Source organism: Arthrobacter sp. 10T416 (assembly GCF_056394165.1).
In genome coordinates this window covers 265,695-291,426 of sequence record NZ_JBFTHI010000001.1, presented here as the reverse complement: position 1 = coordinate 291,426, position 25,732 = coordinate 265,695, and the positions used below count along the sequence as shown (strand labels likewise).

Genomic DNA, 25,732 nt, shown 5'->3' with positions numbered 1-25,732 from the left:
AGAGGACGGCCTCTGCCAGTCTACCGGCAGGTACTCCGGCGGGTGACATCGGGAGGTGCTGTGCACGACGGCGGGAGCTACTGTCCGGTTTGGCGGGGTTGTCCAGCCGGAGCGGCCCCGCTTAGTGGAGGGCCTACAAAATGGCATGTGCGCCGCCGCCGTATCGTCGAAAGTGAGCTTCCCCACCACCGACCACCCGACAGGAACCAGCATGAGCAACACCGACAACCCCGTCAGCGGCACCACTGCGGGCAACACGACTGCCTCCCCGGCCGGCACCCGCCAGCCCCGGCGCCGCTGGGACACCACCGACCTTGCCCTCATCGCCGTCTTCGCCGCGATCATCGCGGCATTCGCGCTGATCGCGGCCATCCCGGTGGGCGGTTTCGGCGTCCCCATCACACTTCAGACGCTTGCGGTGATGCTGACAGGGCTCGCGCTGGGCGCCGGCCGCGCCTTCGCCGCCGTCGGACTTTATCTTCTCCTGGGCTTCGCCGGGCTGCCGATCTTCAGCGGCGGCCGCGGCGGGCTGGGCGTCCTGGCCGGGCCGTCGGCGGGCTACATCTTCGGCTTCCTGCTCGCGGCCACGGCGGCAGGCGCCCTGACCGCCGTCGTACTGCGCCGCACCGCCGGGCGCTCCTCGAAGGTGCGGGGGCTCCTGCTTTTCGGCGCCGCCATGGTGAGCAGCATTGTCTTCATCCACGGCCTGGGGGTCCTGGGCATGATGGTCAACGCCAAGCTCAGCTTCCCGGCGGCCTTCGTCGCCGACCTCGCGTTCTATCCGGGCGACATCGTCAAGAACATCCTCGCCGTGACGGTGGCCCTGGCGCTGCACAAGGCATTCCCGGACCTGCTGCTCCGCCGCGTGGGCCAGGCTTTTCCCGCGGGCCGGGCTCTTCCCGCGGGCCGGGCCGCTCAGGCCGACGAGGCAGCCGGGGCAGCTGTCCGGCCGTGAGCATCGTCCTAGACCGGGCCGGAGTCCGGGTGGTTGTTGACGGCCGCCCGGAGCCCAGGACCCTGCTCGAACCGGTCTCGCTCACGCTGGCGGAGCGGCACATCGGCGTCATCGGCGCGAACGGGTCCGGCAAGTCCACCCTGCTGCGGATGCTCAACGGCCTCGTTGCCCCGACGTCCGGGACAGTGGCGGTGGCGGGCGCCGATACCGTCCGGGACGTCCGTGCTGTGCGCCGCAGGGTGGGCTTTGTGTTCACCGATCCCCTGTCGCAGCTGGTCATGCCGACCGGCCGTGAAGACGTCGAGCTGTCGCTGCGCCGCTCGGTGCGGAACGCCGTCGAACGCCGTGCCCGCGCCGAAGCCTGCCTCGACCGCTTCGGGTTGCTGGGGCTCGCCGACCAAAGCGTCTACGAACTCTCGGGCGGTGAAAGGCAGCTCATCGCCCTGGCGGCGGTGCTGGCTGTCGACCCGGAAATCCTGGTGCTGGACGAACCGTCAACGCTCCTGGATCTCCGAAACCGGGAACTGCTGCGCCGGACGCTGGCGGGTCTCGACCAGCAAATCATTCTGTCCACGCACGACCTTGACCTTGCCCTCGACCTGGACAGGGTGCTGGTGGTCGACGCCGGCACGATCGTGTTCGACGGCGGTGCCGCCGACGCCGTCGCGCACTACCGGGCGCTGTGCGCGGTGGAGTCGGAACGCGTCGGCGGGGGCGTTGGTGGCGGGGCCGGAGGTTTCGCAGGGGCCAGCGGGGCCGTAGGCCTCGCCGGGGGCGGGGGCGGGGGCCGCGGGGACGTGGCCGTGCGCCGCGGGGACGGCGACCGGCCGTGAGAGGCCACGGATTCCTGCTGGCCACTTTTGTGCCGGGGTCCTCTCTGGTCCATCGGGCGCCGCTGTGGCTGAAGTTTCTGTTGGTCGTGGCGTGCGGGATGGGCTCGTTCCTGATCGCCGATTGGGCCGCTGCCGCCGTGGGTTTGGCCGTGCTGTGCGGGGTGTATCTGTTGAGCGGCGCCGGTCCTGGCCGATTGCTGCGTGCTGTCCGGCCGGTCCTGCCGGTGCTGGCCGTGATCGGTGCTTTCCAGTGGTGGCAGCTGGGCGGTCCCGTGGCCGCCAAGATCGTGCTCAATGTCCTTGTCTGCGTGGTGGCCGCCGCAATTCTGACCGCCACGACCCCGGTCCAGACGCTCTTGGACGGCGTGGCGTCACTGGCACGCCCGTTCCGGCGGCTCGGCGCGGATCCGGAGCGGTTTGCCCTGACCATCGCGGTGGTGTTGCGCAGCATCCCATTCATCGCGGGCGCGTATGCCGATGTCCGCGATTCCGCCCGCGCCCGTGGCCTGGAGCGGAATCCGCGCGCCCTGGTGCTGCCGGTGTTCATCACGACAGTGGCCTTCGCCCGACAGACCGGCGACGCCCTGGCTGCGCGAGGCCTGGGCGAAACGGAAGACCACGACGCCTGACGGGTTTGTGGCCCTGCCCGGATGGACATGTCCGTCTGGTGCCTGCCCGGATGGACATGCTCATTCGTGGCCTCGGACAGTGGACATATTTGCACTATGTCCAACCCTCAAGACCAGGAATGGACATGCCCGTTGGTGCACCACGCAAGCCGACGGTCCACGGAGACGGCGGATGAGCATGTCCATCAGCGGGCTCAGGCAGTGGACATGTCCGCGCCTCGCTGGCGGCACCGGACATGTCCTTCCCAGTAAGCCACCGGCCTCCGGCTCCCGACTGCGCGCCGATGAGCATGTCCGCCCCTGGCATCAGCAAATGGACATGTCCAACCTTCAGTCCTACGGATGGACATGTCCGTTGCTGCACTGTCCAAGCCAGCCCTCGGAGCTACTCCGGATGAGCATGTCCACTCGCTGCGCCAGCCAGTGGACATATCGGCATTATGTCCAACGCTCAAGCCCAGGAATGGGCATGTCCATCTCTGGCGCCCGCGGATGGGCATGTCCGCCAGGAGGCAGCTACCCCAGCGCCCGGTATTCGAACAGCGCCGCGGTCCCCATCCCGCCGGCGATGCTGATCATGGCCAGGGCGAGGGTACCGTCCTGGGGTTTCCGGCGGGCCTGAGCCAGCAGCCGGGTGACGAGCACCGCACCGGATGCACCGTAGGCATGGCCCAGGGCGAGAGCTCCGCCGTCGAGGTTGGCCCGCTCCGGATCGATGCCGAGCCGGTCCAGGCACGCCAGTGTCTGGGAGGCGAAGGCCTCGTTGAATTCGATGAGGCCGAGGTCGCCGGGGGCCACCCCGGAAGTACCGAGGAGGCGCTCCGCGGCGGCAGCCGCGCCCATCCCGAGCAGTTCCGGGTCCACCCCGGCCGTGTCCGTCCCGAGCACCAGCAACCCGTCGCGGGCGCCCAGTTCCCTTGCCCGCGCCAGGGACGTGACGACAACGGCGGCAGCCGCATCAGCGTCGAAGCAGGAGTTGCCGGCCGTGACCGTTCCGCCGGGGACGAAGGCGGGACCGAACCGGGCCAGCACACCCGGGGTGAGGGAGGATCGGGGGCCGTCGTCGGTCACCACCGGTCCCGCGGGCCCCGGCAGGGCCACGATCTCGGCGTCGAAGGCGCCGGACGCCGCGGCGTCGAGGGCACGCCGGTGGCTGCGCAGGGCAAAGTCATCCTGACGCTGCCGGGAAATACCGCAACGGGCCGCCACGTTCTCCGCCGCGACCCCCATGTCCGGATCACCGAAACGCTCCGGGACGAACTGTGCGCGGCTGAAGAACTGCGGTCCGGCATCGGCGTCCGGACGGGCACGCAGCGGCGCGGTGCTGATGCTCTCCACACCGCCGGCGAGGTACACGTTGGCTCCCGGCCCGCCCGCAGCGACGAGCCGGGAGGCCAACACCACCGCGTCCAGGCCGGACCCGCACTGCCGGTCGACGGTGAGTCCGGGCACGTCGATGCCCAGTCCGGCTTCGAGGGCCGCGAGCCGGGCCACATTGCCGCCGCCGCCCACCGCGTTGCCGATCACGACGTCGGCCACCAGGTCGGGCGGCACCCCGCCGCCATCCAGTAGCCCGTCGAGCAGCCCTGCGGGCCGCCCGTCCGGCCCGTCGAGCAGCCCTGCGGGCCGCCCACCCACCCCGCCCCCGGCCACCAGGCCGGCCAGGACCGGTGCCAGCAGTTCGTGGGCCTGCAGGGATTTCAGGGCGCCGTGCGCGCGCCGCACCGGGGTCCGCAGCGCGGCAATGATGACGGGCTGCCGGTCATCCGGCAGCCCGGCGCGCGCCGGAGTCACCGGGTCCTCAGCCAAGGCGCCGGACCCGCGGGTCGTTGCCAAGGATCCATTCGAGGAGGAGCGGCCGGCTGGGCTTGCCCCGGTCCGTGACGGGCAGATCGGTGAGCAGGTAGTAGTCCAGGGGTCGTTTGTTCCGGGCCAGGATGTCCTCGAGGCCGGATTTGAGCAGGGTTGCCGTGAGCCCGCCGTGCGAGGGCAGCACGGCCGCCACCACGCGCTGGCCGCGGAGATCGTCGGCCTGGCCTGCGGCAATGGCGGCGGCCACCCCAGGCACGGAGGCGAGGGCAAGTTCCACTTCATGCGGGTACACGTTGGTGCCGGCAGTGACGATCATGTCCGAGCGGCGGCCCAGCAGATGCAGGACGCCGTCAGAGAGGTAGCCCTGGTCCCCCACGGTGTACCAGCCGTCGAAGCACTGCAGCGCCTCGCCGTCGTCCCCCCACAGGTAGCCGTCGCTGACGAGGCCGCTGCGGACGCAGACGTTGCCCGGCTGCCCGTCCGGAACCGGGGAGCCGGCGGCGTCGAGGATCCTGACGGCGACGCCGGGGAACGGCGCGCCTATTCCGGTCCCGCCGGCCGCGGGTACTTCGCCGGGCGGCAGTCCGGCGCCGGCGACGAAGCTGAGTTCTGCGGCGCCGTAGTACTCGAAAATTGTGGCGTTCGGTGCCCAGCGCCGGGCGGCCTCCAGGGTCCGCGCGTCGAGCTTGGAGCCGGCGCAGATGATGCTCCGCAGTCCGGAGCCGTCCACTCCCCCGGCCAGGCCGCGTTCGCTGAGCAGCCGCAGCATGGTGGGCACCAGGACCAGTCGGGTGATGCCGTCGTGGCTGACCGCGGCGTGCGCGTCGCCGACATCGAACTCCGCCAGGGTGTGGAACTCGGAACCCGCGTACAGGCATTCGGCGAGGGCGTAGAGGTTCAGGCTGGCCGCCAGCGGTCCCGGCGCCAGGGTCTTGTCGTCGGTCCCCAGGCCGAAGAACTCCACGGAGGACTCGAAGGAGCGCCGCCAGGACTGCCGCGACCGGATGAACGCCTTGGGCAGCGCAGTGGTGCCGGAGGTCAGTCCGATCAGGAACGGCGACGCCCCCGGGCCGTCCGCCAGCTCACAGCCCAACTCGCTGCCCGGCTCGTTGCCCGGCTCACCACCCGGCCCAGTACCCGTCCCGCCACCCCCGGCCGGGCAGGTTTCGGCGATCCGTCCGGTCAGGGCATCCAGGAGCGGCCGGGGCCAGGTTGGATCCAGGACGGCGCAGCGGCGGCTTCCCGCTACGGCCGCCGCGAAGGAGACCGCGAAACCGGTGGAGTTCGGCTCGGCCAGCACCGTCACCGCCGGTGTGTCGGCAACAAGAGCGGCCGCGGCATCCCGCAGCCCGGACCAGCTCAGGCGCTGTCCGGCCACGACGACGGCGGTGGCGTCGGGGCGGTCGTCGGCCCAGCGCTGGAGTCTGTCGAGAAAAGGCATCGGACCAACTTTACCGGGCAGCGACGTATCGGCGGGCGGCAGGGGATATTGTGACAGCATGAGCTTCAATGACAACGTCCAGCTGGACCCGTCCCAGGTCCAGAGCCGCGGCGGCATGGGTCGCGGCACCAAAATCGGCGGCGGGATCGGCGGCGGGATTGTGCTGCTCCTGGCAGCCCTGTTCGGCATCAACCCCAGCCTCCTCGAAGGCCTGACCGGCACCACCCAGGACCAGACGCAAAGCCAGGCAACGGCTCCGGCGTGCAAGACCGGCGCCGACGCCGACGCCCGTCTGGAGTGCCGGATCGTGGGTACAGTGAACAGCCTCAACGCGTTCTGGCCGGAGTATTTAGCGAAGTACAACAAGAAGTACCCGCAGCCGGAAACCGTCCTGTTCCGGGGCGGCACCAACACCGGGTGCGGCGCGGCGACCTCCGAGGTGGGCCCGTTCTACTGCCCCGCGGACCAGACGGCCTACTTCGATCCGGGTTTCTTCCAGGAACTGGTGGACCGGTTCGGGTCCTCGGGCGGGCCGCTGGCGCAGGAGTACGTCGTGGCGCATGAGTTCGGCCACCACATCCAGAACCTGCTCGGCACCATCGACCGGGCCCAGCAGGATCCGCAGGGCCCGCAGTCCGGTGCTGTGCGGGTTGAGCTGCAGGCCGACTGCTACGCCGGCCTGTGGGTTCGGTACGCCACCACCACTAAGGATCCCAAGTCCGGCCAGCCGTTCCTGGAGCCGTTGAAGACGCAGGACCTGCAGGACGCCCTGTCAGCGGCGTCCTCCGTGGGCGATGACCGGATCCAGAAGGCCGCCACCGGGCGGGTTTCCCCGGAGTCCTGGACCCATGGCTCCAGCGCCCAGCGGCAGAAGTGGTTCTACCAGGGCTACAAGACTGGTGACATCAACCAGTGCGACACGTTCAGGGCCGCCACCCCGTAGCCCCAAATCCATCGACTGCTCCGAAACGGCCGTACTGGGCCGCCAAAAGGGCCGTTGCGGAGCAACCGATAGAACGACGACGGCGGGCCCGCCTCCTGGAGGTGGGCCCGCCGTCGTCGTTCCTGCGGGTGCCGCGTGGGCGGCCGGGGATCTAGATGTTGAAGCCGAGGGCCCGCATCTGGTCGCGGCCGTCCTCGGTGATCCGTTCCGGACCCCATGGCGGCATCCATACCCAGTTCAGGCGCCAGTCGTCGACGATTCCGTCGAGGGCCTTGCCGACCTGCTCCTCGATCACGTCGGTGAGCGGGCAGGCAGCGGTGGTCAGGGTCATGTCGATCAGGAGGGCGCCGTCGTCGTCTGAATACTTCAGGCCGTACAGCAGGCCAAGGTCAACGATGTTCACGCCCAGTTCAGGGTCGATCACATCCTTGAGTGCCTCTTCGACATCCTCGAGGCCCGTGCGGGCCATATTGATTTCGGTCATGGCGTAGTCCTAACTAGGCCTGTGCTGCGGCGTCGGCGGCAGCGATGGTGGCGGCTCCGGCGCCCTGGACGTAGCGGTCGTAGCCTTCTTCTTCGAGGCGGTCGGCAAGCTCCGGGCCGCCTTCTTCAACTACCTTGCCGTCAACGAACACGTGCACGAACTCCGGCTTGATGTAGCGCAGGATCCGGGTGTAGTGCGTGATGAGCAGGGTGCCCATGTTGCCTCCGGAGTGGGCGCGGTTGACGCCCTCGGAGACGACCTTCAGCGCGTCGACGTCGAGGCCGGAGTCGGTCTCGTCGAGGATGGCGAACTTCGGTTTGAAGAGTTCGAGCTGGAGGATCTCCACGCGCTTCTTCTCGCCGCCGGAGAAGCCTTCGTTGACGTTGCGCTGGGTGAAGTCGGCGTCGATGCGCAGCTGGGCCATGGCAGCCTTGACGTCCTTGGTCCAGTTACGCAGCTTCGGGGCCTCGCCGTCGATGGCGGTCTTGGCGGTGCGCAGGAAGTTGGTCATGCTCACGCCCGGGACCTCCACCGGGTACTGCATGGCCAGGAAGAGGCCGGCGCGGGCGCGCTCGTCGACGCTCATCGCGAGGACGTCTTCGCCGTCGAGCGTGATGGTGCCGCTCGTGACGTTGTAGCGCGGGTGGCCGGCGATGGTGGAAGCCAGGGTGGACTTGCCGGAGCCGTTCGGTCCCATGATGGCGTGGGTCTGGCCGGTCTTGATGGTCAGGCTGACGCCCTTCAGGATTTCCTTGGTGCCCTGCTCGGTGTCAATGCTGACGTGCAGGTCCTTGATCTCAAGAGTAGACATATGTCTTGTTCTCCTCTGCCCCGTGCCCCTCGGCGGCGGTGCGTGGTCTGGTCGAATACGTTTCTGGTGATGCTGGCCGGTCCGGCGGGGCAAGCGGGGCTTGCCGCCGGGTTCAGCTGAAGTTCGGTGCCTCGGCGCCGTTGAGGATAGTGCTGACATCCACGTAGACATCGTCATCCTGGATGGTGACAGCGAAGACGGGCACCGGGTCGTAGGCCGGCAGCTGGAGCGGCTGGCCGCTGCGCAGGTCGAACTGGGAGCCGTGGCCCCAGCACTCGATCTTGCAGCCTTCCACGTCGCCCTCGGAGAGCGAGATGTCCGCGTGCGAGCAGGTGTCGCCGATGGCGTGGATCTCCCCCATCGAGTCCTTCACGACGGCTACCGGGTAGTCGTCGATCAGGATCCGCAGCGCCTGCTTGAGCTGGATCTCGCTGGCGCTGCAGACCAGCTCGCCCTTTGGCTGTTCCGTCATGTTCGCTGTCCGTGTCCCTTAGTTGTCCGTGGCGGCGAGTTCGCGCTCGACGGCGGCCGTGAGGCGTTCCTCGATGGCCGGAACCCGGATCTGCTGGATGATCTCGTTCAGGAAGCCGCGGACCACCAGACGGCGGGCCACCTTTTCCGGAATGCCGCGGGCCATCAGGTAGAACAGGTGCTCGTCGTCGAAGCGGCCCGTGGCGCTGGCGTGGCCTGCGCCGGCGATCAGGCCGGTTTCGATCTCGAGGTTCGGCACGGAGTCGGCCCGGGCACCGTCGGTGAGGACCAGGTTGCGGTTGGCCTCGTAGGTGTCGGTGCCTTCTGCTTCCTTACGGATCAGGACGTCACCCACCCAGACGGTGTGCGCGTTGCGGCCCTGCAGGGCGCCCTTGTACAGGACGTTGGACTTGCAGTTGGCGACAGCGTGGTCCACAAACAGCCGCTGTTCCAGGTGCTGGCCGGCGTCGGCGAAGTACAGGCCGAACATTTCCGCTTCGGCGCCGGGGGCGGTGAAGCGGGTGGACGGGGTGACGCGGACCAGGTCGCCGCCGAGGCTGACCACGATGTGCTTGAACTTGGCATCGCGGCCGAGCTTCGCCTGCTGGGAGGAAGCGTGCACGGCGTCGTCGTTCCATTCCTGGAGCGAGATGACGGTGAGCTGCGCGCCGTCCTCAACCAGGATTTCGATGTTTTCGGAGACGACGGCGGTGCCCTGGTGGTCCAGCACCACAACGGCCTTGGAGAACTTCTCGGCGATGATGACGACGTGCTGCGCGGCGGCCTCGGAGCCCTGGCCGGTGAGGAGCACGCTGACCTCGCCCTCGGCCTGGACCTCGGCGGGAACCGTGATGACCGTGGCTTCGGTGAAGTTTTCCCAGGCGTTGGCGGCTACCCGGTCTTCGGGGATGGCTGCCGAGCCGATGCGGGCATCGTCGCGGCCGACGGTTTCGACGCGGACGCTGTCCGGACCGGTGACGGACACGGCCGGAGCGGCGCCGTTGAGGACCTCGGTGTGCAGGCCGCGGAGGCGCTTGAGCGGGGTGAACCGCCAGTCCTCCTCCATGCCTGTCAGCGGCTTGAAGTCCGCCAGCTTGTACGAGGTCAGGCGGCCGGCGCGGGAGCTGTCCGGGATGCCGACGCCGCCGCCGTGCGAGTGGGCCTTGACGGCTTCGCCGGCCAGCGGGGACTTCGACTCGGCCACGTTCAGCGGCGAAAGGCTTTCGCCCTCCTCCGTGAAACCGTCGATGAACGGCTGGGATGAGGGGGCGCCGATGCGCGCCTTTTCAGTAGTGATGTCAGTCATTAACCGACCGATCCTTCCATCTGCAGTTCAATCAGGCGGTTCAGCTCAAGGGCGTATTCCATCGGCAGTTCACGGGCGATCGGCTCGATGAAGCCGCGCACGATCATCGCCATGGCCTCGTCCTCGCGCATGCCGCGCGACATCAGGTAGAACAGCTGCTCTTCGCTGACCCGGGAGACCGTGGCCTCGTGGCCCATAACAACGTCGTCCTCGCGGATGTCGATGTACGGGTAGGTGTCCGAGCGGCTGATGGTGTCCACCAGGAGGGCGTCGCAGCGCACCGTGTTGGCGGAGTGCTTGGCCCCTTCGCGGACCTGGACCAGGCCGCGGTAGGCGGCGCGGCCGCCGCCGCGGGCGACGGACTTGGAGACGATGGAGCTCTTCGTGTTCGGCGCGATGTGCACCATCTTGGAGCCCGTGTCCTGGTGCTGGTTTTCACCGGCGAACGCGATGGAGAGGGTCTCGCCCTTCGCACCCTCGCCCACGAGGTAAACGGCCGGGTACTTCATGGTGACCTTGGACCCGATGTTGCCGTCGATCCACTCCATGGTGGCGCCCTCTTCGCAGATGGCGCGCTTGGTGACCAGGTTGTACACGTTGGTGGACCAGTTCTGGATGGTCGTGTAGCGGACGCGGGCGCCCTTCTTCACAACGATCTCCACAACGGCGGAGTGCAGCGAGTCCGAGGTGTAGATCGGCGCCGTGCAGCCCTCGATGTAATGGACGTAGGAGTCCTCGTCCGCGATGATCAGGGTCCGCTCGAACTGGCCCATGTTCTCGGTGTTGATGCGGAAGTAGGCCTGCAGCGGGATGTCCACGTGGACGCCCTTGGGCACGTACACAAACGAACCGCCGGACCACACCGCGGTGTTCAGCGAGGCGAACTTGTTATCACCCACGGGGATGATGGTGCCGAAGTACTCCTGGAAGATTTCCGGGTGTTCGCGCAGCGCGGTGTCGGTGTCCAGGAAGATCACGCCCTGGGCTTCGAGGTCCTCGCGGATCTGGTGGTAAACCACCTCGGACTCGTACTGGGCGGCCACGCCGGAGACCAGGCGGCTGCGCTCGGCTTCCGGGATGCCCAGCTTCTCGTAGGTGTTCCGGATGTCCTCGGGCAGGTCCTCCCAGGTGGCGGCCTGCTTCTCCGTGGAGCGCACGAAGTACTTGATGTTGTCGAAGTCGATGCCGGACAGGTCCGCGCCCCAGGTGGGCATGGGCTTGCGGTCGAAGTACTTCAGGCCCTTCAGGCGCAGGTCCAGCATCCATTCCGGCTCGTTCTTCTTGGCCGAGATGTCACGTACGACGTCCTCATCGATACCACGGCGGGCGTTGGCGCCGACGTCGTTCTTGTCGGCCCAGCCGTACTCGTAGGTTCCGATTCCGTGGAGCTCGGGATTCTTTTCCAGAATCTCAGAGATCACAGTGGATTCAGCAACCTTCTTCTCTGATAGTTGGTCCGTCATCACGGCCTTTCTTGCAGATGGTTGGATACTTCGTCCGGGTTGCCCGGGCCTGCGGGGCTGGCGGCCCCTGCGGCGGCCGGACGGCCCGTAGGTATGTGGGTGGTGCAGACGTGCCCGCCGCGGGCGAGCGTGGAAAGCCTGCGGACGTCGACGCCGACCAGCCGGGAGAACAGCTCGGTCTCGACGTCGCAAAACACGGGGAACTGCGCCGCGAGCTGCTGGATGGGGCAGTGTCCCTGGCAAAGCTGGACGCTGGAGAGTGCGGCAGGGAGCGGAGCCTTGGCCTCGATTGACTGGGCCGAGGCGACGAACCCGTCGCGGCTTAGGGCCTCGGAGAGAGCCCGGGCACGGGCCGTAATATCCGTCCCGGCCTGCTCGATCTCCGGGGCGTACCGGCGTTCCATGTCCGCGAAGCGCTCGACGGCGAATTCCCGCACCGCGTCGGACCCGGCCATATCGCTGAGCTTCTGCAGCGCCGACCCGGCGATGTCGAGGTAGTCGTTGCCCAACGTCGACTGGCCCTGCGAGCTGAGGACATAGCGCCTGGCGGGCCGCCCCGCGCCCGCACCCGCACGCGCGGCCCGCTTGACCTCGATGACGCCGTGGCGTGAAAGGTGGTCCAGGTGGCGGCGGACCGCTGCAGGGGTGAACCCGAGGAGTTCGCCCAGTTCCGCGGCGCTGATGGGGCCGTGCTCCAGAACAGCTGCGAGGACGCGGTCACGCGTGCGGTCCTCCGCATCGGAGGCATGCGTCGAGGAAGCCGGCGCTCCCCCGGCGGGCTCATGCGCCTCCGCCCGCGCGGAAGGCACGGCAGACGTTGTTGGACTCATGGAATACACAACACAATCATGTCGTAATTTAGTCCCCTGATCCAGTAAGGCATGGCTTTGCTGGGCCCGCCCGCGGTCAGGGAACGTCCTACTACATCGCGTAGAATGCTCTGGTGCGATCTCCCGAATCCCCCGCCCTGACAATCAGCGGGCTCGTCAAGGACGTTGGCCCGCTGCCCAGCCTCGACGGCAAGATGCTGCGGGTGGTCAGCGACCTCTCCCTCACGGCCGAGCGCGGCCAGGTCACGGCCCTGTTGGGAGCCAACGGGGCCGGAAAGACCACCACCATCGAATGCGCCCAGGGCCTGCAGAAACGTACCGGCGGGAGCATCAGCCTGCTGGGCCATGACCCTGACACGTCCGGCGCGGAGCTGCGTGCCCGCGTCGGCGTGATGCTCCAGGACGGGGGCCTGCCGCCGTCGGCCCGCCCCATCCCTCTGCTCCGCCACATCGCGGGCATGTACCAGGACCCATGGCCGCTGGATGAACTGATCGGCCGGCTGGGCATCGAGGCCTTCAGCCGGACCTCCGTCCGGCGGCTCTCGGGCGGCCAGAAGCAGCGGCTGGCACTCGCGGCCGCCCTTGTGGGGCGCCCGGAAGTGCTGTTCCTCGACGAGCCGAGCGCCGGCCTGGATCCGCAGTCGCGGCAGCTGGTGTTCGAACTGATTGGCGAACTGCGGGACCGCGGGATGGGCATCATCCTGACCACGCACCTGATGGACGACGCCCAGCGCCTCGCGGACTACGTCTACATCATCGACGCCGGCAGGAACGTCGCCGAGGGCACCGTTGCCCAGCTCCTGCGCCATGAACTGGCACCGGCCGGCGGGCAACACATCCGCACCCTGCACTTCGAGGCCACCCCGGGGCTCGACCTCGCCGGCGTCCTGCCGCCGGGCATCGAGGTCCGGGAAACCCGCGCCGGAAGCTACACCGCCACGGGGGCGCTGACACCGGCCGACCTCGCGGCCATCACCGCCTGGTGGGCGGAGCGCGGCATCATGCCCGCGTCCATGAGCCTGGCCGCCCGCAGCCTCGAGGACGTCTTCCTCGACATCTCCGGAAGGGACATCCGATGACCCCGGTTACCGCCCCCGCAGGCAACCCGCTGGGCAGCGGACCGGCGCCGCTCCTGCGCCGTGTCCTGCTGCAGGGCAGGTACGAGACCGTCACCATGATCCGCAACGGCGAGCAACTGATCCTCGCGATCATCCTGCCGCTCCTGGCCCTGATCGGCCTGACCGTCACTCCACTGCTCGACGGGCTCGGCGCCAGCCGGGTCAACGTCGCAGTACCGGGCATCCTGGCCCTGTGCGCCATGTCCACCGCCTTCACCGGCCAGGGCATCGCCACGGGCTTCGACCGCCGGTACGGTGTGCTCCGTTTCCTGTCCACCACTCCCCTCGGCCGCACCGGCCTGATCCTTGGCAAAGTGCTCGCCGTCCTCGCAGTGCTGCTGCTGCAGGTACTGGTGGTGGCCGCCGTCGCACTGCCCCTGGGCTGGCGGCCGTCCGCCGTCGGCATCCTGCCAGGCATCGGCCTGCTGATCCTTGGTGCGGCGGCCTTCACGGCCCTCGGCCTCCTGGTGGCCGGCACAGTCCGGCCCGAGGCGACACTCGCGATCACCAACCTGCTCTGGATCCTGCTCGGCGCTCTGGGCGGCATCGTTATTCCGGCCGAGCGGCTCCCGGCCCTCGCCCAGGCGGTGGTCCACTTCCTGCCCTCCGGCGCGCTGGGCCAGGCGCTGAGGGATGCCTTCCTGCACGGCAGCGTCAACCTGGCCGCCGTATTTGTCCTGCTGCTCTGGACGGCGATTGCCGGCTTCGCAGCAACCCGTTGGTTCAAGTGGAATTGAGAAAACTGTGAGTACGGCGTCCCGCCCTTCCCGCATCGTGTCCCGGATTTCCTCCCGGCTGCCCGTCACCGTCGACAAAACGATCCGCCGGCTGGCCGTCCTGTCCCTGATCGGCCAGACGGTCCTGGTGGTAACCGGCGGGGCTGTCCGGCTGACGGCCTCAGGCCTGGGCTGCCCCACGTGGCCCCGCTGCACCGACGGCTCGCTCGTGAACACCCCCGAAATGGGAATCCACGGCGTCATCGAATTCGGCAACCGGCTGCTGACTTTCGCGCTGGCCGCCGTCGCCGTCATGATGCTGGTCTACCTGTGGAACCTGCGCAAGGAACGCCGGGACCTCTTCCTGCTGGCCCTCGGACTGCTCGCCAGCATCCCGGCCCAGGCCGTAATTGGCGGAATCACCGTCCTGACGGGGCTGAACCCGTGGGTGGTGGGCCTGCACTTCCTGGTCTCGATGGCACTAGTGGTCCTGGCCACCCTTCTGGTCAACCGGGCCTACGGCAGGACCGGCCGCGCCCTGGCCCGCGAGCTTCCGGCGCTCCCCGGCGCCGCGCGCCCCGTGATGGCCGCCGTCGCCCTGTTCTCGGCCGTGGCCGTATGCCTCGGTGTTGTGGTGACCGGCGCCGGACCCCACGCCGGCGACGCCACTGCCCCGCGCAACAACCTCGACTGGGACCTGTTCTCGCACATCCACGCTGTCCCCGCGTACCTCGTGACCGCCGGCGCCCTCGTCGGCGTGTTCCTGGTGGTCCGCGGCCGCATCACGGGCCCGTTCCGTGCCGCCGTGCTGATGCTCCTCGGCGTCACCGTACTCCAGGCCGTTATCGGCTTCACGCAGTATTACAACGGCATCCCGGCACTCCTGGTCGGCGCCCACATGCTCGGCGCTGCCCTGCTGATGAGCGCATCCACCAACGCGGCGGACATCGCGCGGAACAGCCCGCGGAGCTGACCCGCCTCTTCCTTCAATCCCTCACACGGGGTCACTGGCCGCCTCTCCGGCGTCGGGTGGCCCCGTGTAGCGTTGTCGGCCGGTAACCTGACTCTGTCGAGGGAGAGGGCAGTAGTGAACGCGATCATCGAGGGCATCCTGAACATCAGCCCCGCGCTGGCGTTCACGCTCGTGGCCGGTCTGGTGTTCGCGGAGGACGCCATCTTCGTGGGCTTCGTCATTCCGGGCGAGACGGCCGCGGTGCTCGGCGGTGTCATCGCGAGCCGCGGTGAGGTGCCGCTGTGGGGCATGGCGGCCGTGGTGGTTGCCGCGGCCATCGCCGGTGACACGGTGGGCTACGAAATCGGCAAGCACGTGGGGCCCCGGCTGCTGGATATACGGCTGATGAAACGGCGGCGGCGCGGCTTGGCCAAGGCGCAGGCCTTCTTGCGCCGGCGCGGCGGTTCGGCCGTCTTCCTGGGCCGCTTCGTGGCGTTCTTCCGGGCTGTGATGCCGGCCCTGGCCGGAGCCTCGCGGATGCACTACCCGCGCTTCCTGGCCTTCAACGCAGCGGGCGGGGTGGTCTGGGGTACAGGGTTCGTGCTGCTGGGCTTCTTCGCCGGCAACTCCTACGACGCCGTCGCAAAAGTGGCCGGCCGTGACATCACCGCGGTGGTGGTGACCCTCGGCGTGCTGGGGCTGATCGTCTGGCACCTGCGCCGGACGCGGCGCGCCCGGCGGGAACCGGCAGGGGATGCCGGCGGCGGGAACTAGCCGCCGACGATCGCCGATCCGATGAACGGATCGACGGCCAGCGCGATGAACAGCAGCGTGAGGTAGCTGATCGAGCCGTGGAAAACCTTCATGGCTCCCTTGTTGGACACGTCCCCGCCCTGGGCCCGGTTGTACAGCGCATGGGACTCGTACAGGAACCAGGCACCCGCGGCGACGGCGGTAACGGTGTACACCCAGCCGGCCCCGCCCACCGGGATCAGGAGCAGCGAGCAGGCCACCATCGCCCAGGCGTAAAGCACCACCTGAACGGAGACCACCTTGGCGCCGGCGATCGCGCCGAGCATCGGGACGTTGGCGTTGCGGTAGTCCTCGCCGTAGCGCATGGACAGCGGCCAGTAGTGCGGGGGCGTCCAGAGGAAGATGACCATAAAGAGGACGACGGCGGGCCACTCGACGGTGTTGGTCACSGCGGCCCARGCGATCAGYACSGGGAAGCAGCCSGCGGCGCCGCCCCAGACGATGTTCTGCGCGGTSCGGCGCTTGAGGATCATCGTGTAGATGACCACGTAGAAGACGATGGCGCCCAGGCCCAGCCAGGCGGACAGCGGGTTGGCGCCGAACCAGAGGATGACGATCGCGGCCGCGCCGAGGAGCCAGGAGAAGACCAGCGCTTCGCGCGGGGTCACTTCACCGGTGACCAGGGGCCGGTTCTCGGTCCGGTGCATCAGCTTGTCGATGTCCCGGTCGATATAGCAGTTGAACGCCCCCGCACTGCCGGCAGCGAAAGCCCCACCGACCAGGGTTGCCAGGATCAGGCCCAGCGACGGGAATCCGCGTTCAGCGTAAATCATGGTGGGCAGCGTACTGACCAACAGGAGTTCGATCACCCGCGGTTTTGTGAGCGCCAGGTAGGCCTTGGCTTTACGGCCGAAGCCGATGCGGCCGGGGGCCCGGGAAGCGTTCAGTGGCGTATCAGTTGTGCTCACGGTGGCAGTCACTCTGTTCTGTCTGGCTGTTCAGTCCGGCTGGTCATCGCAGTGCGTCCTGGATCCGGCGCACGGCATTCGGAGGGGGTCCACGCGCGGCGCACAGGCATGTCCTCGCCCCCGTTGGTAGCCACCACCCATCATACCGTGGCGGCACGAGCCGCCGGCCCTGCCGCGGGCGGCCATAATTCGGGCATGTTAACGCGGGTTCACCGCCCCGGTATTCCACGGTGATTCATATAAGCCGGAAAGCGGTCCAATTCGTGAGATGTACGCCGCTGGGCCGGTGGAATGGGGATAAGCTGTCACACAGATCAGCATGCTCGGCTGCCCGCCCTTTCGGGGCGTTAGGGCCGCCGCGGATGCGACTGAATGATAGATCAACGTTTCGATGGTGAACGGCTGGTACGAACCGCAGCGGGCACCGACCTGTGCTCCAGCGGGAAATCCTTCCCAAAGCGAAGAACCGTACCACCGGCCGTCAGCACAGAGAGGGGCCCGGTTTACGTGCCACATTTGGAAGAGCAAGAACTGTCATGGACCGACGTCGACGCCCGAGCCGTGGACACTGTCCGGGTGCTGGCGGCGGATGCGGTGGAGAAGGTCGGGAACGGCCACCCTGGCACGGCCATGAGCCTGGCCCCGGCGGCGTACCTGCTTTTCCAGAAACTGATGCGGCACGATCCGGCGGATCCGGAGTGGCTGGGCCGTGACCGGTTCGTCCTCTCCCCCGGGCACACCTCCCTGACGCTGTATATCCAGCTGTTCCTCTCCGGCTACGGCCTGGAGCTGAAGGACCTCGAGGCGCTGCGGACCTGGGGGTCGCTGACCCCCGGGCACCCGGAGTACAAGCACACCGCCGGGGTGGAGATCACCACCGGCCCGCTCGGGCAGGGCCTGGCCTCCGCGGTCGGGTTCGCCTACTCGCAGCGGCGGATGCGCGGGCTGTTCGACGCCGAGGCGCCCGCCGGGCAGTCCCCGTTCGACCACACCGTCTGGGTCATCGCCTCCGACGGGGACCTGCAGGAAGGCGTGACGTCCGAGGCGTCCTCTCTCGCCGGGCACCAGGAACTGGGCAACCTCGTGGTGATCTACGACGAGAACCACATCTCCATCGAGGACGACACGGACGTGGCGTTCACCGAGGACGTCCTGGCCCGCTACAAGGCCTACGGCTGGCACACCCAGCGGGTCGACTGGACCCGGACGGGTGAATACAAGGAAGACATCGCCGAACTCCACGCGGCCCTGCTCGCGGCGAAGGCCGAGACGGACAAGCCCTCGATCATTTCGCTGCGGACCATCATCGGCTGGCCCGCACCGAAGAAGCAGAACACCGGCAAGATCCACGGCTCGGCCCTCGGCGCGGAGGAAGTCGCCGGCCTGAAGACGGTCCTCGGGTTCGACCCGGAGAAATCGTTCCAGGTCGAGGAGGACGTCCTCGCCCACACCCGGGGGGCCCGGGACCGCGGCGCCGCCGAGCGCAAGATCTGGCAGGAAGGCTTCGACGCCTGGCAGGCCGCCTACCCGGAGTCCGCTGCCCTGCTCGAACGCATCGAGTCCCGCACCCTGCCCGAGGGCTTCGACGCGGCGCTGCCGGTGTTCGAGGCCGGGAAGGACGTCTCCACCCGGGCCGCGTCCGGGAAGGTGCTGAACGCGATCGGACCGGTCATGCCCGAACTCTGGGGCGGCTCGGCCGACCTCGCCGAGTCGAACAACACCACCATCGAGGGCTCGCCCTCGTTCATTCCCGCGTCCCGGCAGACCGAGGCGTGGAAGGGCAACCCCTACGGCCGGGTCCTGCACTTCGGGATCCGCGAACACGCCGCCGCCTCGATCGTGAACGGCATCACCCTGGCCGGCCCCACCCGGGCGTTCTCCGGCACGTTCCTGATCTTCTCGGACTACCAGCGCCCCGCGATCCGGCTCGGCGCCCTCATGGGGGTCCCGTCGCTCTACGTCTGGACCCACGACTCGATCGGCCTCGGCGAGGACGGCCCCACCCACCAGCCGGTCGAACAGCTCGCCGCGCTCCGCGCGATCCCGGGCCTGGACGTCGTCCGGCCAGGTGACGCGAACGAGGTCGCCGCGGCCTGGAAGACCATGCTCGAAAACCACGCCCACCCCGCCGGGATCGTCCTGACCCGGCAGAACATCCCCACCTACGCCCGCGGGACCGGCGAGGCCGACGGCGACACGTTCGCCTCCACCGCCGGAGTCGCACGCGGAGGCTATGTCCTGGCCGAAGCCTCCACCCAGGGCCGGTCCGTGACACCCCAGGTCATCCTGATCGGCACCGGCTCCGAGGTCCAGCTCGCCGTCAACGCCCGCGAAGCCCTGCAGGCCGAAGGGATCCCCACCCGGGTCGTGTCCATGCCCTGCGTCGAATGGTTCCACCGCCAGGACCAGGCCTACCGCGACGTCGTGCTGCCCCCCGCTGTGAAGGCACGCGTCTCCGTGGAAGCCGGACTGGCCCTGGGCTGGCGCGAGTTTGTCGGCGACGCCGGCCGCTCCATCAGCCTCGAACACTTCGGCGCGTCCGCGGACTACAAACGCCTCTTCCAGGAATTCGGCATCACCACCGAAGCCCTCACCACCGCAGCCAAAGAATCCCTCCACGGACTCAACGCCTAAACCCCAACTTCACGCTTTCCGGGCCGCCGCCCCACTGACGGCGGCGGCCCCAGACTTCAGGAGTTACACATGAACACCACCCCCACCCAGCAGCTCTCCGATGCCGGCGTCTCCATCTGGCTCGATGACCTCTCCCGCGGCCGCCTGGCTACCGGCACCCTGCGCAAGCTGATCGAAGAGAAGAACGTCGTTGGGGTCACCACCAACCCCAGCATCTTCCACGCAGCCATCACCGCCGGCACCGATTACGACGCCACCATCAGCGAACTGGCCGCGGCGGGCGCCAGCGTTGAAGAGACCGTCTTCTCGATCACCACCACCGACGTCGCGGACGCCTGCGACCTCTTCGCACCGGTTGCCGCGGCAACGCAGGGCGTGGACGGCCGCGTCTCCATCGAGGTGGACCCCCGCCTGGCGTGGGACACCGCAGGGACCATTACCGAGGCCAAGAAACTCCACGGCCAGGTCAACAAAGACAACGTCCTGATCAAGATCCCCGCCACGGTCGAGGGCCTTGAGGCGATCACCGCCACGCTGGCCAGCGGCATCAGCGTTAACGTGACCCTGATCTTCTCGCTCGAACGCTACCGCGCAGTGATCAACGCGTTCCAGAGTGGACTGGAGCAGGCGAAGGAAAACGGCCACGACCTCTCCAAGATCCACTCGGTGGCATCCTTCTTCGTTTCCCGCGTTGACTCGGAAATCGACAAGCGCCTCGACGCCATCGGCACCGACGAAGCCCGGGCCCTCAAGGGCAAGGCCGGCCTGGCCAACGCCCGGCTGGCCTACCAGGTCTACGAGGAACTCTTCTCCACCGAACGCTGGGCCCTGCTCGCCGAGGCCGGTGCCCGCCGGCAGCGTCCGCTGTGGGCCTCCACCGGCGTCAAGGATCCGGCGTACCCGGACACCCTGTACGTAACGGAACTGGTCGCCCCCGGCGTGGTCAACACGATGCCCGAGAAGACCCTCGACGCCACCTACGACCACGGAGCCATCACCGGCGACACCGTGACCCGCGGTTACAACGACGCCAACGCCACCCTGAACTCCCTCGACGCGCTCGGCATCTCCTACAACGAGGTGGTGGCCCTGCTCGAGACCGAGGGCCTGGACAAGTTTGTGGCAAGCTGGAAGGAACTGCTGGCCGACGTCGAGGGCGCCCTCGCCGCTGCACGGAAGGACGCATAGCCTCCTATGACCACTCTCAGCTACGACGCCACGGGCGCTGCCCGCCAGGCCCACGAACAGCACCTGCCCGCCCTGCTTGAGGACCGGGTCGCCACCCGGATCTTCGCCAAGGACGCCACCCTGTGGGGTCCGGACGCCGAGTCCGAGGCCGCGGTCCGGCTGGGCTGGGTGGAGGCCGCTTCGGTCTCCCAGCCGCTCGTCGCGGACATCCTCGCCCTGCGTGATGCGTTCCGCGCCGAGGGCGTGAGCCGGATTGTCCTGTGTGGCATGGGCGGTTCCTCCCTGGCCCCCGAGGTCATTGCCGGAACCGCCGGCGTCGAGCTGACGGTCCTGGACAGCACCGACCCCGAGCAGGTCGCTGCCGCCCTCGCCGACCGCCTGGCCGAAACCGCCATCGTGGTGTCCTCGAAGTCAGGCTCCACCCTGGAAACGGACTCGCAGCGGCGCGTCTTCGAGCACGCCTTCACCGAGGCAGGACTCGACGCGAAGAGCCGCATCGTCATTGTCACCGATCCCGGTTCCCCCCTGGACAAGGCCTCCCGCGAGGCCGGCTACCGCGCCGTGTTCAACGCCGACCCCAACGTGGGTGGCCGCTACTCGGCGCTCACCGCTTTCGGCCTGGTGCCGTGCGGGCTGGCCGGTGTCGACATCCAGGCGTTCCTTGACGAGGCCGAAGAAACGGCGGAGATCCTGAACGATGACAGCGCGGAGAACATCGGCCTGGCCCTTGGCGCCGCACTGGGCGGCACCAACCCGCTGCGCGACAAGGTGGTCATCGCCGAGGACGGCTCCGGGATTGCCGGATTCGCTGACTGGGCCGAACAGCTGATCGCCGAATCCACTGGCAAGCTCGGCACCGGCGTCTTGCCGGTAGTCGCCGGCCCTAACGCCCCCGAGGTTACCGGCGGCGCCGCTGACGTCCTGGCCATCCGGCTGGTGGCCGCGGACGCCGACGTCGAACTCGGCGCCAACGAGGCGGCCATTGCCGGCGGCCTGGCCGCGCAGATGATGACGTGGGAGTTCGCCACGGCCGTCGCTGGCCGTCTGCTCGGCATCAACCCCTTCGACCAGCCCGACGTCGAGGCCGCCAAGGTGGCCGCCCGCGGGCTGCTGGACGCCCAGCCGGAGCCCACGCCCGCCAACTTCACCGACGGAACCATCGAGGTCCGCGGCGGCGACTGGCTGGGCGGCGCCGGGACGGCGGCGGACGCCGTCAAGGCCCTCCTGGGCCAGCTTGGCGCGGACGGCTACCTGAGCGTCCAGGCCTACTTTGACCGGCTCAGCTACGCCCCCCTCGAAGGCATCCGGGACGAGCTCGCCGCCGTAAGCGGCCGTCCCGTCACCTTCGGCTGGGGCCCGCGCTTCCTGCACTCCACCGGCCAGTTCCACAAGGGCGGACCGGCGATCGGGGTCTTCCTGCAGGTCACCGCGGCCGCGGCGACGGACCTTCCCATCCCGGACCGGCCGTTCACGTTTGGTGAACTGATCACGGCCCAGGCGGCAGGCGACGCGCAGGTCCTCAGCGAACACGGCCGGCCCGTCCTGCGGCTCCACCTCACGGACCGTGCTGCCGGCGTCCGCCAACTGCAGCAGCTCATCTCGTCGCTGGCCGGCACGTCATCGGCCGCCCGTCCGGCGTCATCCACCGAAAGCTAAGGCACTTCAGCAACCATGCCACTCTCGCAAAACGGCGGCGCTAAGTCCGCGGGCCGGGGGCGTAATCCGCTCCGGGACCCGCGGGACCGCCGACTGAACCGCATCGCCGGCCCGTCCTCCCTGGTGCTTTTCGGCGTCACCGGTGACCTCGCCCGCAAGAAACTCATGCCGGCCGTCTACGACCTCGCCAACCGCGGGCTGCTTCCGCCCAGCTTCGCGCTGGTCGGCTTCGCCCGCCGGCAGTGGGACAACGAGGACTTCGCCGCGGAGGTGAAGGAATCGGTCAAGAACTACGCACGCACGCCGTTCGACGAGACGGTGTGGAAGCAGCTCTCCGAGGGCATCCGGTTCGTGGAGGGCGAGTTCGACGACGACGACGCTTTCGAGCGCCTCAGCGAGACAATCGACGAACTCGACGAACAGCGCGGCACGCGGGGCAACCACGCGTTCTACCTGTCCATCCCGCCGAAGGCCTTTGAACTGGTCTGCCGCCAGCTCTCCAAGCATGGGCTGGCCCAGGCCGAGGGCGACAAGTGGCGCCGCGTGGTGATCGAGAAGCCTTTCGGGCATGACCTCGAGTCCGCGCGCCAACTCAATGACATCGTCGAATCGGTCTTCCCGCCGGACGCCGTTTTCCGGATCGACCACTACCTTGGCAAGGAGACGGTCCAGAACATCCTGGCCCTGCGCTTCGCCAACCAGCTGTTCGAACCCCTGTGGAACGCCAACTACGTGGACCACGTCCAGATCACCATGGCGGAGGACATCGGCACGGGCGGCCGCGCAGGCTACTACGACGGCGTGGGCGCGGCCCGCGACGTCATCCAGAACCACCTGCTGCAGCTCCTGGCCCTGACGGCCATGGAGGAACCAATCTCCTTCAACGCTGATGACCTCCGGGCCGAGAAGGAAAAGGTCCTGGCTGCGGTGCGGCTGCCCGAAGACCTGTCCTCGCACTCGGCCCGCGGGCAGTTCACCGGCGGCTGGCAGGGCGGCGAGGAGGTTCTTGGCTACCTCGAGGAGGAGGGCATTCCCGCCGACTCCAAAACCGAGACGTTCGCCGCGATCCGGGTGGACATCAACACCCGGCGCTGGAGCGGCGTGCCGTTCTACCTTCGGGCCGGTAAGCGGCTCGGCCGCAGGGTCACGGAAATCGCCGTTGTTTTCAAGCGCGCCCCCAACCTGCTCTTCCGCGACCACGGCGAGGACGACTTCGGCCAGAACGCCGTCGTGATCCGGGTCCAGCCCGACGAAGGCGCCACCATCCGCTTCGGTTCCAAGGTGCCGGGCACGCAGATGGAAGTCCGCGACGTCACCATGGACTTCGGCTACGGCCATTCGTTCACCGAATCCAGCCCCGAGGCCTACGAGCGGCTCATCCTGGACGTCCTGCTCGGCGAACCGCCCCTGTTCCCCCGGCACCAGGAAGTCGAACTGTCCTGGAAGATCCTTGACCCGTTCGAGGATTACTGGGCAGGGCTCAAGGAACAGCCCGAGCCGTACGCCCCGGGAAGCTGGGGTCCCGGCTCCGCCGATGAACTGCTCGCCCGCGACGGACGGACCTGGAGAAGGCCATGATCGTAGATCTCCCCGACACAACAACCTCCAAGATCTCCAAAAAGATCATGGCCCTGCGCGAACAGGGCGGCGTGATCGCCCTGGGCCGCGTCCTCACCCTGGTGGTGGTGACCAAGTCCGGGCTCGAAGAGGAAGCCATCGAGGCCGCCAACGAGGCCAGCCGGGAGCACCCCTGCCGGATCATCGTCCTGGCCGACGCCGGCGCCGAGGCACCCACCCGGCTGGACGCCCAGATCCGCGTGGGCGGCGACGCCGGCGCGTCCGAGGTAATCCTGCTCCGCGGCTACGGCGAACTCGCGGAAGAGAGCGAATCCCTGGTGGCCGCCCTCCTGCTCCCGGATGCACCGATCGTGGCCTGGTGGCCGCACGGCGCCCCGCGGAATGCCTGCGAAACCTCCATCGGCCGGATCGCGCACCGCCGGATCACCGACTCGGCCAACGAATCCGATCCCCTCGCGGCGCTGGACAACCTCCGGAGCACCTACAAGGCCGGCGACACCGACCTCGCCTGGACCCGCCTGACCAACTGGCGGATCCAGCTGGCCGCGGTCCTGGACCAGGTGGATGCCTCCCCCGTCACCGCGGTGGCCGTCGAAGGCGCCTCCGACTCCCCCAGCACCATGCTGCTGGCGGCGTGGCTGACGCTCGCGCTGGACGCTCCGGTGACCATCGTGGCGGACCCGGCCGGCACCGGCATCCGGCGGGTGCGGCTGACCCGCACCGGCGGCGATGTGCAGCTGTTCCGTCCCGGCCTGACCGTGGCCGAACTGACCCAGCCGGGCCAGCCAGCGCAACGGATCTCGCTCCCCCGCCGCAGCCTGAAAGACTGCCTGGCCGAGGAGCTGCGGCGTCTGGACCCGGACGAAGTCTTCGGCGAAGTGATTACTATTGGACTGCCCCGTACCAACCTAAGGAGTGTCCGTCCCAGTGAGCGCTGACCCGAGAGTAAGCATCCATCCAGACTCGGCTGTCCTGATGGCGGCCATCGCGGCGCGCCTGATCACCAAGCTTGTGGACATCCAGGACAAGCACGGCGAGGCGACCGTGGTGCTTACCGGAGGAACGATGGGCATCGGTTCCCTCAAGGCAGTCGCCGAGTCACCGGCCGCCGGTGCGGTGGACTGGGCCAAGGTGAACTTCTGGTGGGGGGATGAGCGGTTCGTCGGCACCGACGACGCCGACCGCAACGCCCGCCAGGCCCAGGAGGCGCTGCTCTCCCATATCGACGTCGACCCTGCCCGCGTCCACATCCCCGGCTCCTCGGATGACTTCGGGACCCCCGAGGAGGCTGCCGCCGACTACGCCCGGCGGCTCGCCGAGGCTGCCGCGGCGGAACACGCGGCCGACATGTCCGATGACCGGCCGGAGGAACCGGGCCGTCTGCCGCGCCTGGATATTGTGCTGCTGGGTGTGGGGCCGGACGCCCATGTGGCCTCGCTCTTCCCCGAGCAGGCCGGCATACGGGAGAAGGAGCTGACCGTCGTCGGCGTCCGCAACTCCCCCAAGCCGCCGCCGGCCCGCCTGTCCCTCACGCTGCCGACGATCAACACGGCCAGCGAGGTGTGGATGGTGGTGGCAGGTGACGACAAGGCCGGTGCTGTTGGCCTGGCCCTGGCCGGCGCCAACCCGGTCCAGGTACCCGCGGCAGGGCCCCGCGGCCGGTTCCAGACGCTGTGGCTGATCGACGAGGACGCGGCCTCACGCGTCCCCGAGCAGCTCGTCCGGAAGGGCGCGTCGGGCGCGTAGCCTTTCGAGCGCTCCGGCCAGCACGTCTTCGGCGTCCTGGCTGGAGCGCCGCTCTTTAACGTATTCGAGGTGGCTCTTGAACCCCTCGACGGCTTCGTCTTCCAGCGCGAACCGGGACTCGTCCCGCGTGGCCGCAGCACCACAGCGCCGGCAGTCCCACACGCCCGGGATCTGGTCTTCGGGGATCTTCGCGAACACCAGCGTGGTTTCGTGGCCCTTGGCGCACGTGTAGGTCACACCGATCCGGGGTTGTCCGGCGCCACCGCCGTCGAGGGGTTCGTGGCGGGCCGGGGCTCCGGCGACAGCACCAACGCGGATGCCCCTGAATCCGGAAGCAGAATGCAGCATCGGGAACTCCTGGCTACGTGGCTGGTGGAATGGTGCTTGCCAGCGACAGTGTAATCCGGGAGTTCCCGATGCCGGGAGGGCCCCAAGGCCCCTTATG

24 protein-coding genes are annotated in these 25,732 nt (G+C 68.6%); 14 read left to right on the top strand and 10 right to left on the bottom strand.

Annotation, left to right across the window (positions count from 1 at the left end; translation table 11 throughout):
• Window positions 1–211 precede the first annotated feature (211 nt).
• The 3 genes from AC1DBE_RS01305 to AC1DBE_RS01295 all read left to right on the top strand — a co-directional run bounded on the left by AC1DBE_RS01305 (window position 212) and on the right by AC1DBE_RS01295 (window position 2,417).
• Window positions 212–955: a biotin transporter BioY gene (locus AC1DBE_RS01305; RefSeq protein WP_476969376.1), complete on the top strand. Its 744-nt coding sequence runs from the start codon at window positions 212–214 to the stop codon at window positions 953–955.
• 62 nt (window positions 956–1,017) lie between these two features.
• Window positions 1,018–1,788: an energy-coupling factor ABC transporter ATP-binding protein gene (locus AC1DBE_RS01300; protein ID WP_476969664.1), complete on the top strand. Its 771-nt coding sequence runs from the start codon at window positions 1,018–1,020 to the stop codon at window positions 1,786–1,788.
• Window positions 1,785–2,417: an energy-coupling factor transporter transmembrane component T family protein gene (locus tag AC1DBE_RS01295; RefSeq protein WP_476969375.1), complete on the top strand. Its 633-nt coding sequence runs from the start codon at window positions 1,785–1,787 to the stop codon at window positions 2,415–2,417. The genes AC1DBE_RS01300 and AC1DBE_RS01295 overlap by 4 nt, the downstream gene beginning before the upstream one ends.
• Before the next feature lie 516 nt (window positions 2,418–2,933).
• Here the strand turns inward: AC1DBE_RS01295 and AC1DBE_RS01290 are convergent.
• Both AC1DBE_RS01290 and AC1DBE_RS01285 read right to left on the bottom strand, forming a co-directional pair.
• Window positions 2,934–4,211, bottom strand: a complete 1,278-nt coding sequence (locus tag AC1DBE_RS01290; protein ID WP_476969663.1) for a thiolase family protein — start codon at window positions 4,209–4,211, stop codon at window positions 2,934–2,936.
• Between the two features lie 7 nt (window positions 4,212–4,218).
• On the bottom strand, window positions 4,219–5,670 hold the full coding sequence (locus AC1DBE_RS01285) for a class I adenylate-forming enzyme family protein (RefSeq protein ID WP_476969374.1): 1,452 nt from the start codon (window positions 5,668–5,670) through the stop codon (window positions 4,219–4,221).
• 58 nt (window positions 5,671–5,728) lie between these two features.
• Between AC1DBE_RS01285 and ypfJ the strand changes: the two genes are divergently transcribed.
• Window positions 5,729–6,613 (top strand): KPN_02809 family neutral zinc metallopeptidase, encoded by an 885-nt coding sequence (ypfJ, locus tag AC1DBE_RS01280; protein WP_476879619.1) that lies wholly within the window; start codon window positions 5,729–5,731, stop codon window positions 6,611–6,613.
• A gap of 151 nt (window positions 6,614–6,764) precedes the next feature.
• On the opposite strand, the gene AC1DBE_RS01275 is transcribed toward ypfJ, so the two are convergent.
• From AC1DBE_RS01275 to AC1DBE_RS01250, 6 genes are all read right to left on the bottom strand, one after another.
• The gene (locus tag AC1DBE_RS01275) at window positions 6,765–7,097 is read right to left on the bottom strand and encodes a metal-sulfur cluster assembly factor (RefSeq protein WP_138769377.1); all 333 of its coding nucleotides are present in this window, start codon (window positions 7,095–7,097) and stop codon (window positions 6,765–6,767) included.
• Between the two features lie 13 nt (window positions 7,098–7,110).
• On the bottom strand, window positions 7,111–7,908 hold the full coding sequence (gene sufC / locus AC1DBE_RS01270) for a Fe-S cluster assembly ATPase SufC (RefSeq protein WP_476903397.1): 798 nt from the start codon (window positions 7,906–7,908) through the stop codon (window positions 7,111–7,113).
• Window positions 7,909–8,020: 112 nt separating this feature from the next.
• Window positions 8,021–8,380, bottom strand: a complete 360-nt coding sequence (locus AC1DBE_RS01265; RefSeq protein ID WP_476878767.1) for a non-heme iron oxygenase ferredoxin subunit — start codon at window positions 8,378–8,380, stop codon at window positions 8,021–8,023.
• A gap of 18 nt (window positions 8,381–8,398) precedes the next feature.
• Entirely contained in the window at window positions 8,399–9,685 is a 1,287-nt protein-coding gene (gene sufD / locus AC1DBE_RS01260) for a Fe-S cluster assembly protein SufD (RefSeq protein ID WP_476969373.1), read from the bottom strand.
• Complete coding sequence (gene sufB, locus AC1DBE_RS01255; RefSeq protein ID WP_476969372.1) at window positions 9,685–11,148, bottom strand: Fe-S cluster assembly protein SufB; 1,464 nt, start codon at window positions 11,146–11,148, stop codon at window positions 9,685–9,687. Before sufB ends, sufD begins: the two co-directional genes overlap by 1 nt.
• A complete protein-coding gene (locus tag AC1DBE_RS01250; protein WP_476878770.1) occupies window positions 11,148–11,978 on the bottom strand; it encodes a helix-turn-helix transcriptional regulator in 831 nt (276 codons plus the stop codon). Before AC1DBE_RS01250 ends, sufB begins: the two co-directional genes overlap by 1 nt.
• A 113-nt stretch (window positions 11,979–12,091) precedes the next feature.
• Here AC1DBE_RS01250 and AC1DBE_RS01245 point away from each other — a divergent pair, with 113 nt between their 5' ends.
• From AC1DBE_RS01245 to AC1DBE_RS01230, 4 genes are all read left to right on the top strand, one after another.
• Window positions 12,092–13,057, top strand: a complete 966-nt coding sequence (locus AC1DBE_RS01245) for an ABC transporter ATP-binding protein (protein WP_476878771.1) — start codon at window positions 12,092–12,094, stop codon at window positions 13,055–13,057.
• Window positions 13,054–13,833 carry an ABC transporter permease gene (locus AC1DBE_RS01240; protein WP_476969371.1) on the top strand — a complete coding sequence of 260 codons (780 nt, stop codon included), beginning with the start codon at window positions 13,054–13,056 and terminating at the stop codon, window positions 13,831–13,833. Before AC1DBE_RS01245 ends, AC1DBE_RS01240 begins: the two co-directional genes overlap by 4 nt.
• 7 nt (window positions 13,834–13,840) lie before the next feature.
• Window positions 13,841–14,785: a COX15/CtaA family protein gene (locus AC1DBE_RS01235; protein WP_476903399.1), complete on the top strand. Its 945-nt coding sequence runs from the start codon at window positions 13,841–13,843 to the stop codon at window positions 14,783–14,785.
• Between the two features lie 114 nt (window positions 14,786–14,899).
• Window positions 14,900–15,538 carry a DedA family protein gene (locus tag AC1DBE_RS01230; protein WP_476969370.1) on the top strand — a complete coding sequence of 213 codons (639 nt, stop codon included), beginning with the start codon at window positions 14,900–14,902 and terminating at the stop codon, window positions 15,536–15,538.
• Here the strand turns inward: AC1DBE_RS01230 and AC1DBE_RS01225 are convergent.
• Window positions 15,535–16,497 carry a heme o synthase gene (locus AC1DBE_RS01225; RefSeq protein WP_476878775.1) on the bottom strand — a complete coding sequence of 321 codons (963 nt, stop codon included), beginning with the start codon at window positions 16,495–16,497 and terminating at the stop codon, window positions 15,535–15,537. The genes AC1DBE_RS01230 and AC1DBE_RS01225 overlap by 4 nt on opposite strands.
• Window positions 16,498–17,001: 504 nt before the next feature.
• Between AC1DBE_RS01225 and tkt the strand changes: the two genes are divergently transcribed.
• The 6 genes from tkt to pgl all read left to right on the top strand — a co-directional run bounded on the left by tkt (window position 17,002) and on the right by pgl (window position 25,287).
• Window positions 17,002–19,119: a transketolase gene (tkt, locus tag AC1DBE_RS01220; protein ID WP_476969369.1), complete on the top strand. Its 2,118-nt coding sequence runs from the start codon at window positions 17,002–17,004 to the stop codon at window positions 19,117–19,119.
• A gap of 69 nt (window positions 19,120–19,188) precedes the next feature.
• Window positions 19,189–20,307, top strand: a complete 1,119-nt coding sequence (gene tal / locus AC1DBE_RS01215; protein ID WP_476969368.1) for a transaldolase — start codon at window positions 19,189–19,191, stop codon at window positions 20,305–20,307.
• Window positions 20,308–20,313: 6 nt separating this feature from the next.
• Window positions 20,314–21,963, top strand: coding sequence for a glucose-6-phosphate isomerase (locus AC1DBE_RS01210; protein ID WP_476903402.1), 1,650 nt, complete (start codon window positions 20,314–20,316; stop codon window positions 21,961–21,963).
• A gap of 15 nt (window positions 21,964–21,978) precedes the next feature.
• On the top strand, window positions 21,979–23,541 hold the full coding sequence (gene zwf, locus AC1DBE_RS01205; RefSeq protein ID WP_476878778.1) for a glucose-6-phosphate dehydrogenase: 1,563 nt from the start codon (window positions 21,979–21,981) through the stop codon (window positions 23,539–23,541).
• Entirely contained in the window at window positions 23,538–24,479 is a 942-nt protein-coding gene (locus AC1DBE_RS01200; RefSeq protein ID WP_476969367.1) for a glucose-6-phosphate dehydrogenase assembly protein OpcA, read from the top strand. The genes zwf and AC1DBE_RS01200 overlap by 4 nt, the downstream gene beginning before the upstream one ends.
• The gene (pgl, locus tag AC1DBE_RS01195) at window positions 24,469–25,287 is read left to right on the top strand and encodes a 6-phosphogluconolactonase (RefSeq protein WP_476969366.1); all 819 of its coding nucleotides are present in this window, start codon (window positions 24,469–24,471) and stop codon (window positions 25,285–25,287) included. The genes AC1DBE_RS01200 and pgl overlap by 11 nt, the downstream gene beginning before the upstream one ends.
• On the opposite strand, the gene AC1DBE_RS01190 is transcribed toward pgl, so the two are convergent.
• Complete coding sequence (locus tag AC1DBE_RS01190) at window positions 25,240–25,635, bottom strand: RNA polymerase-binding protein RbpA (RefSeq protein ID WP_476969365.1); 396 nt, start codon at window positions 25,633–25,635, stop codon at window positions 25,240–25,242. The two genes, pgl and AC1DBE_RS01190, sit on opposite strands and share 48 nt — an antisense overlap.
• Between the last annotated feature and the right edge of the window lie 97 nt (window positions 25,636–25,732).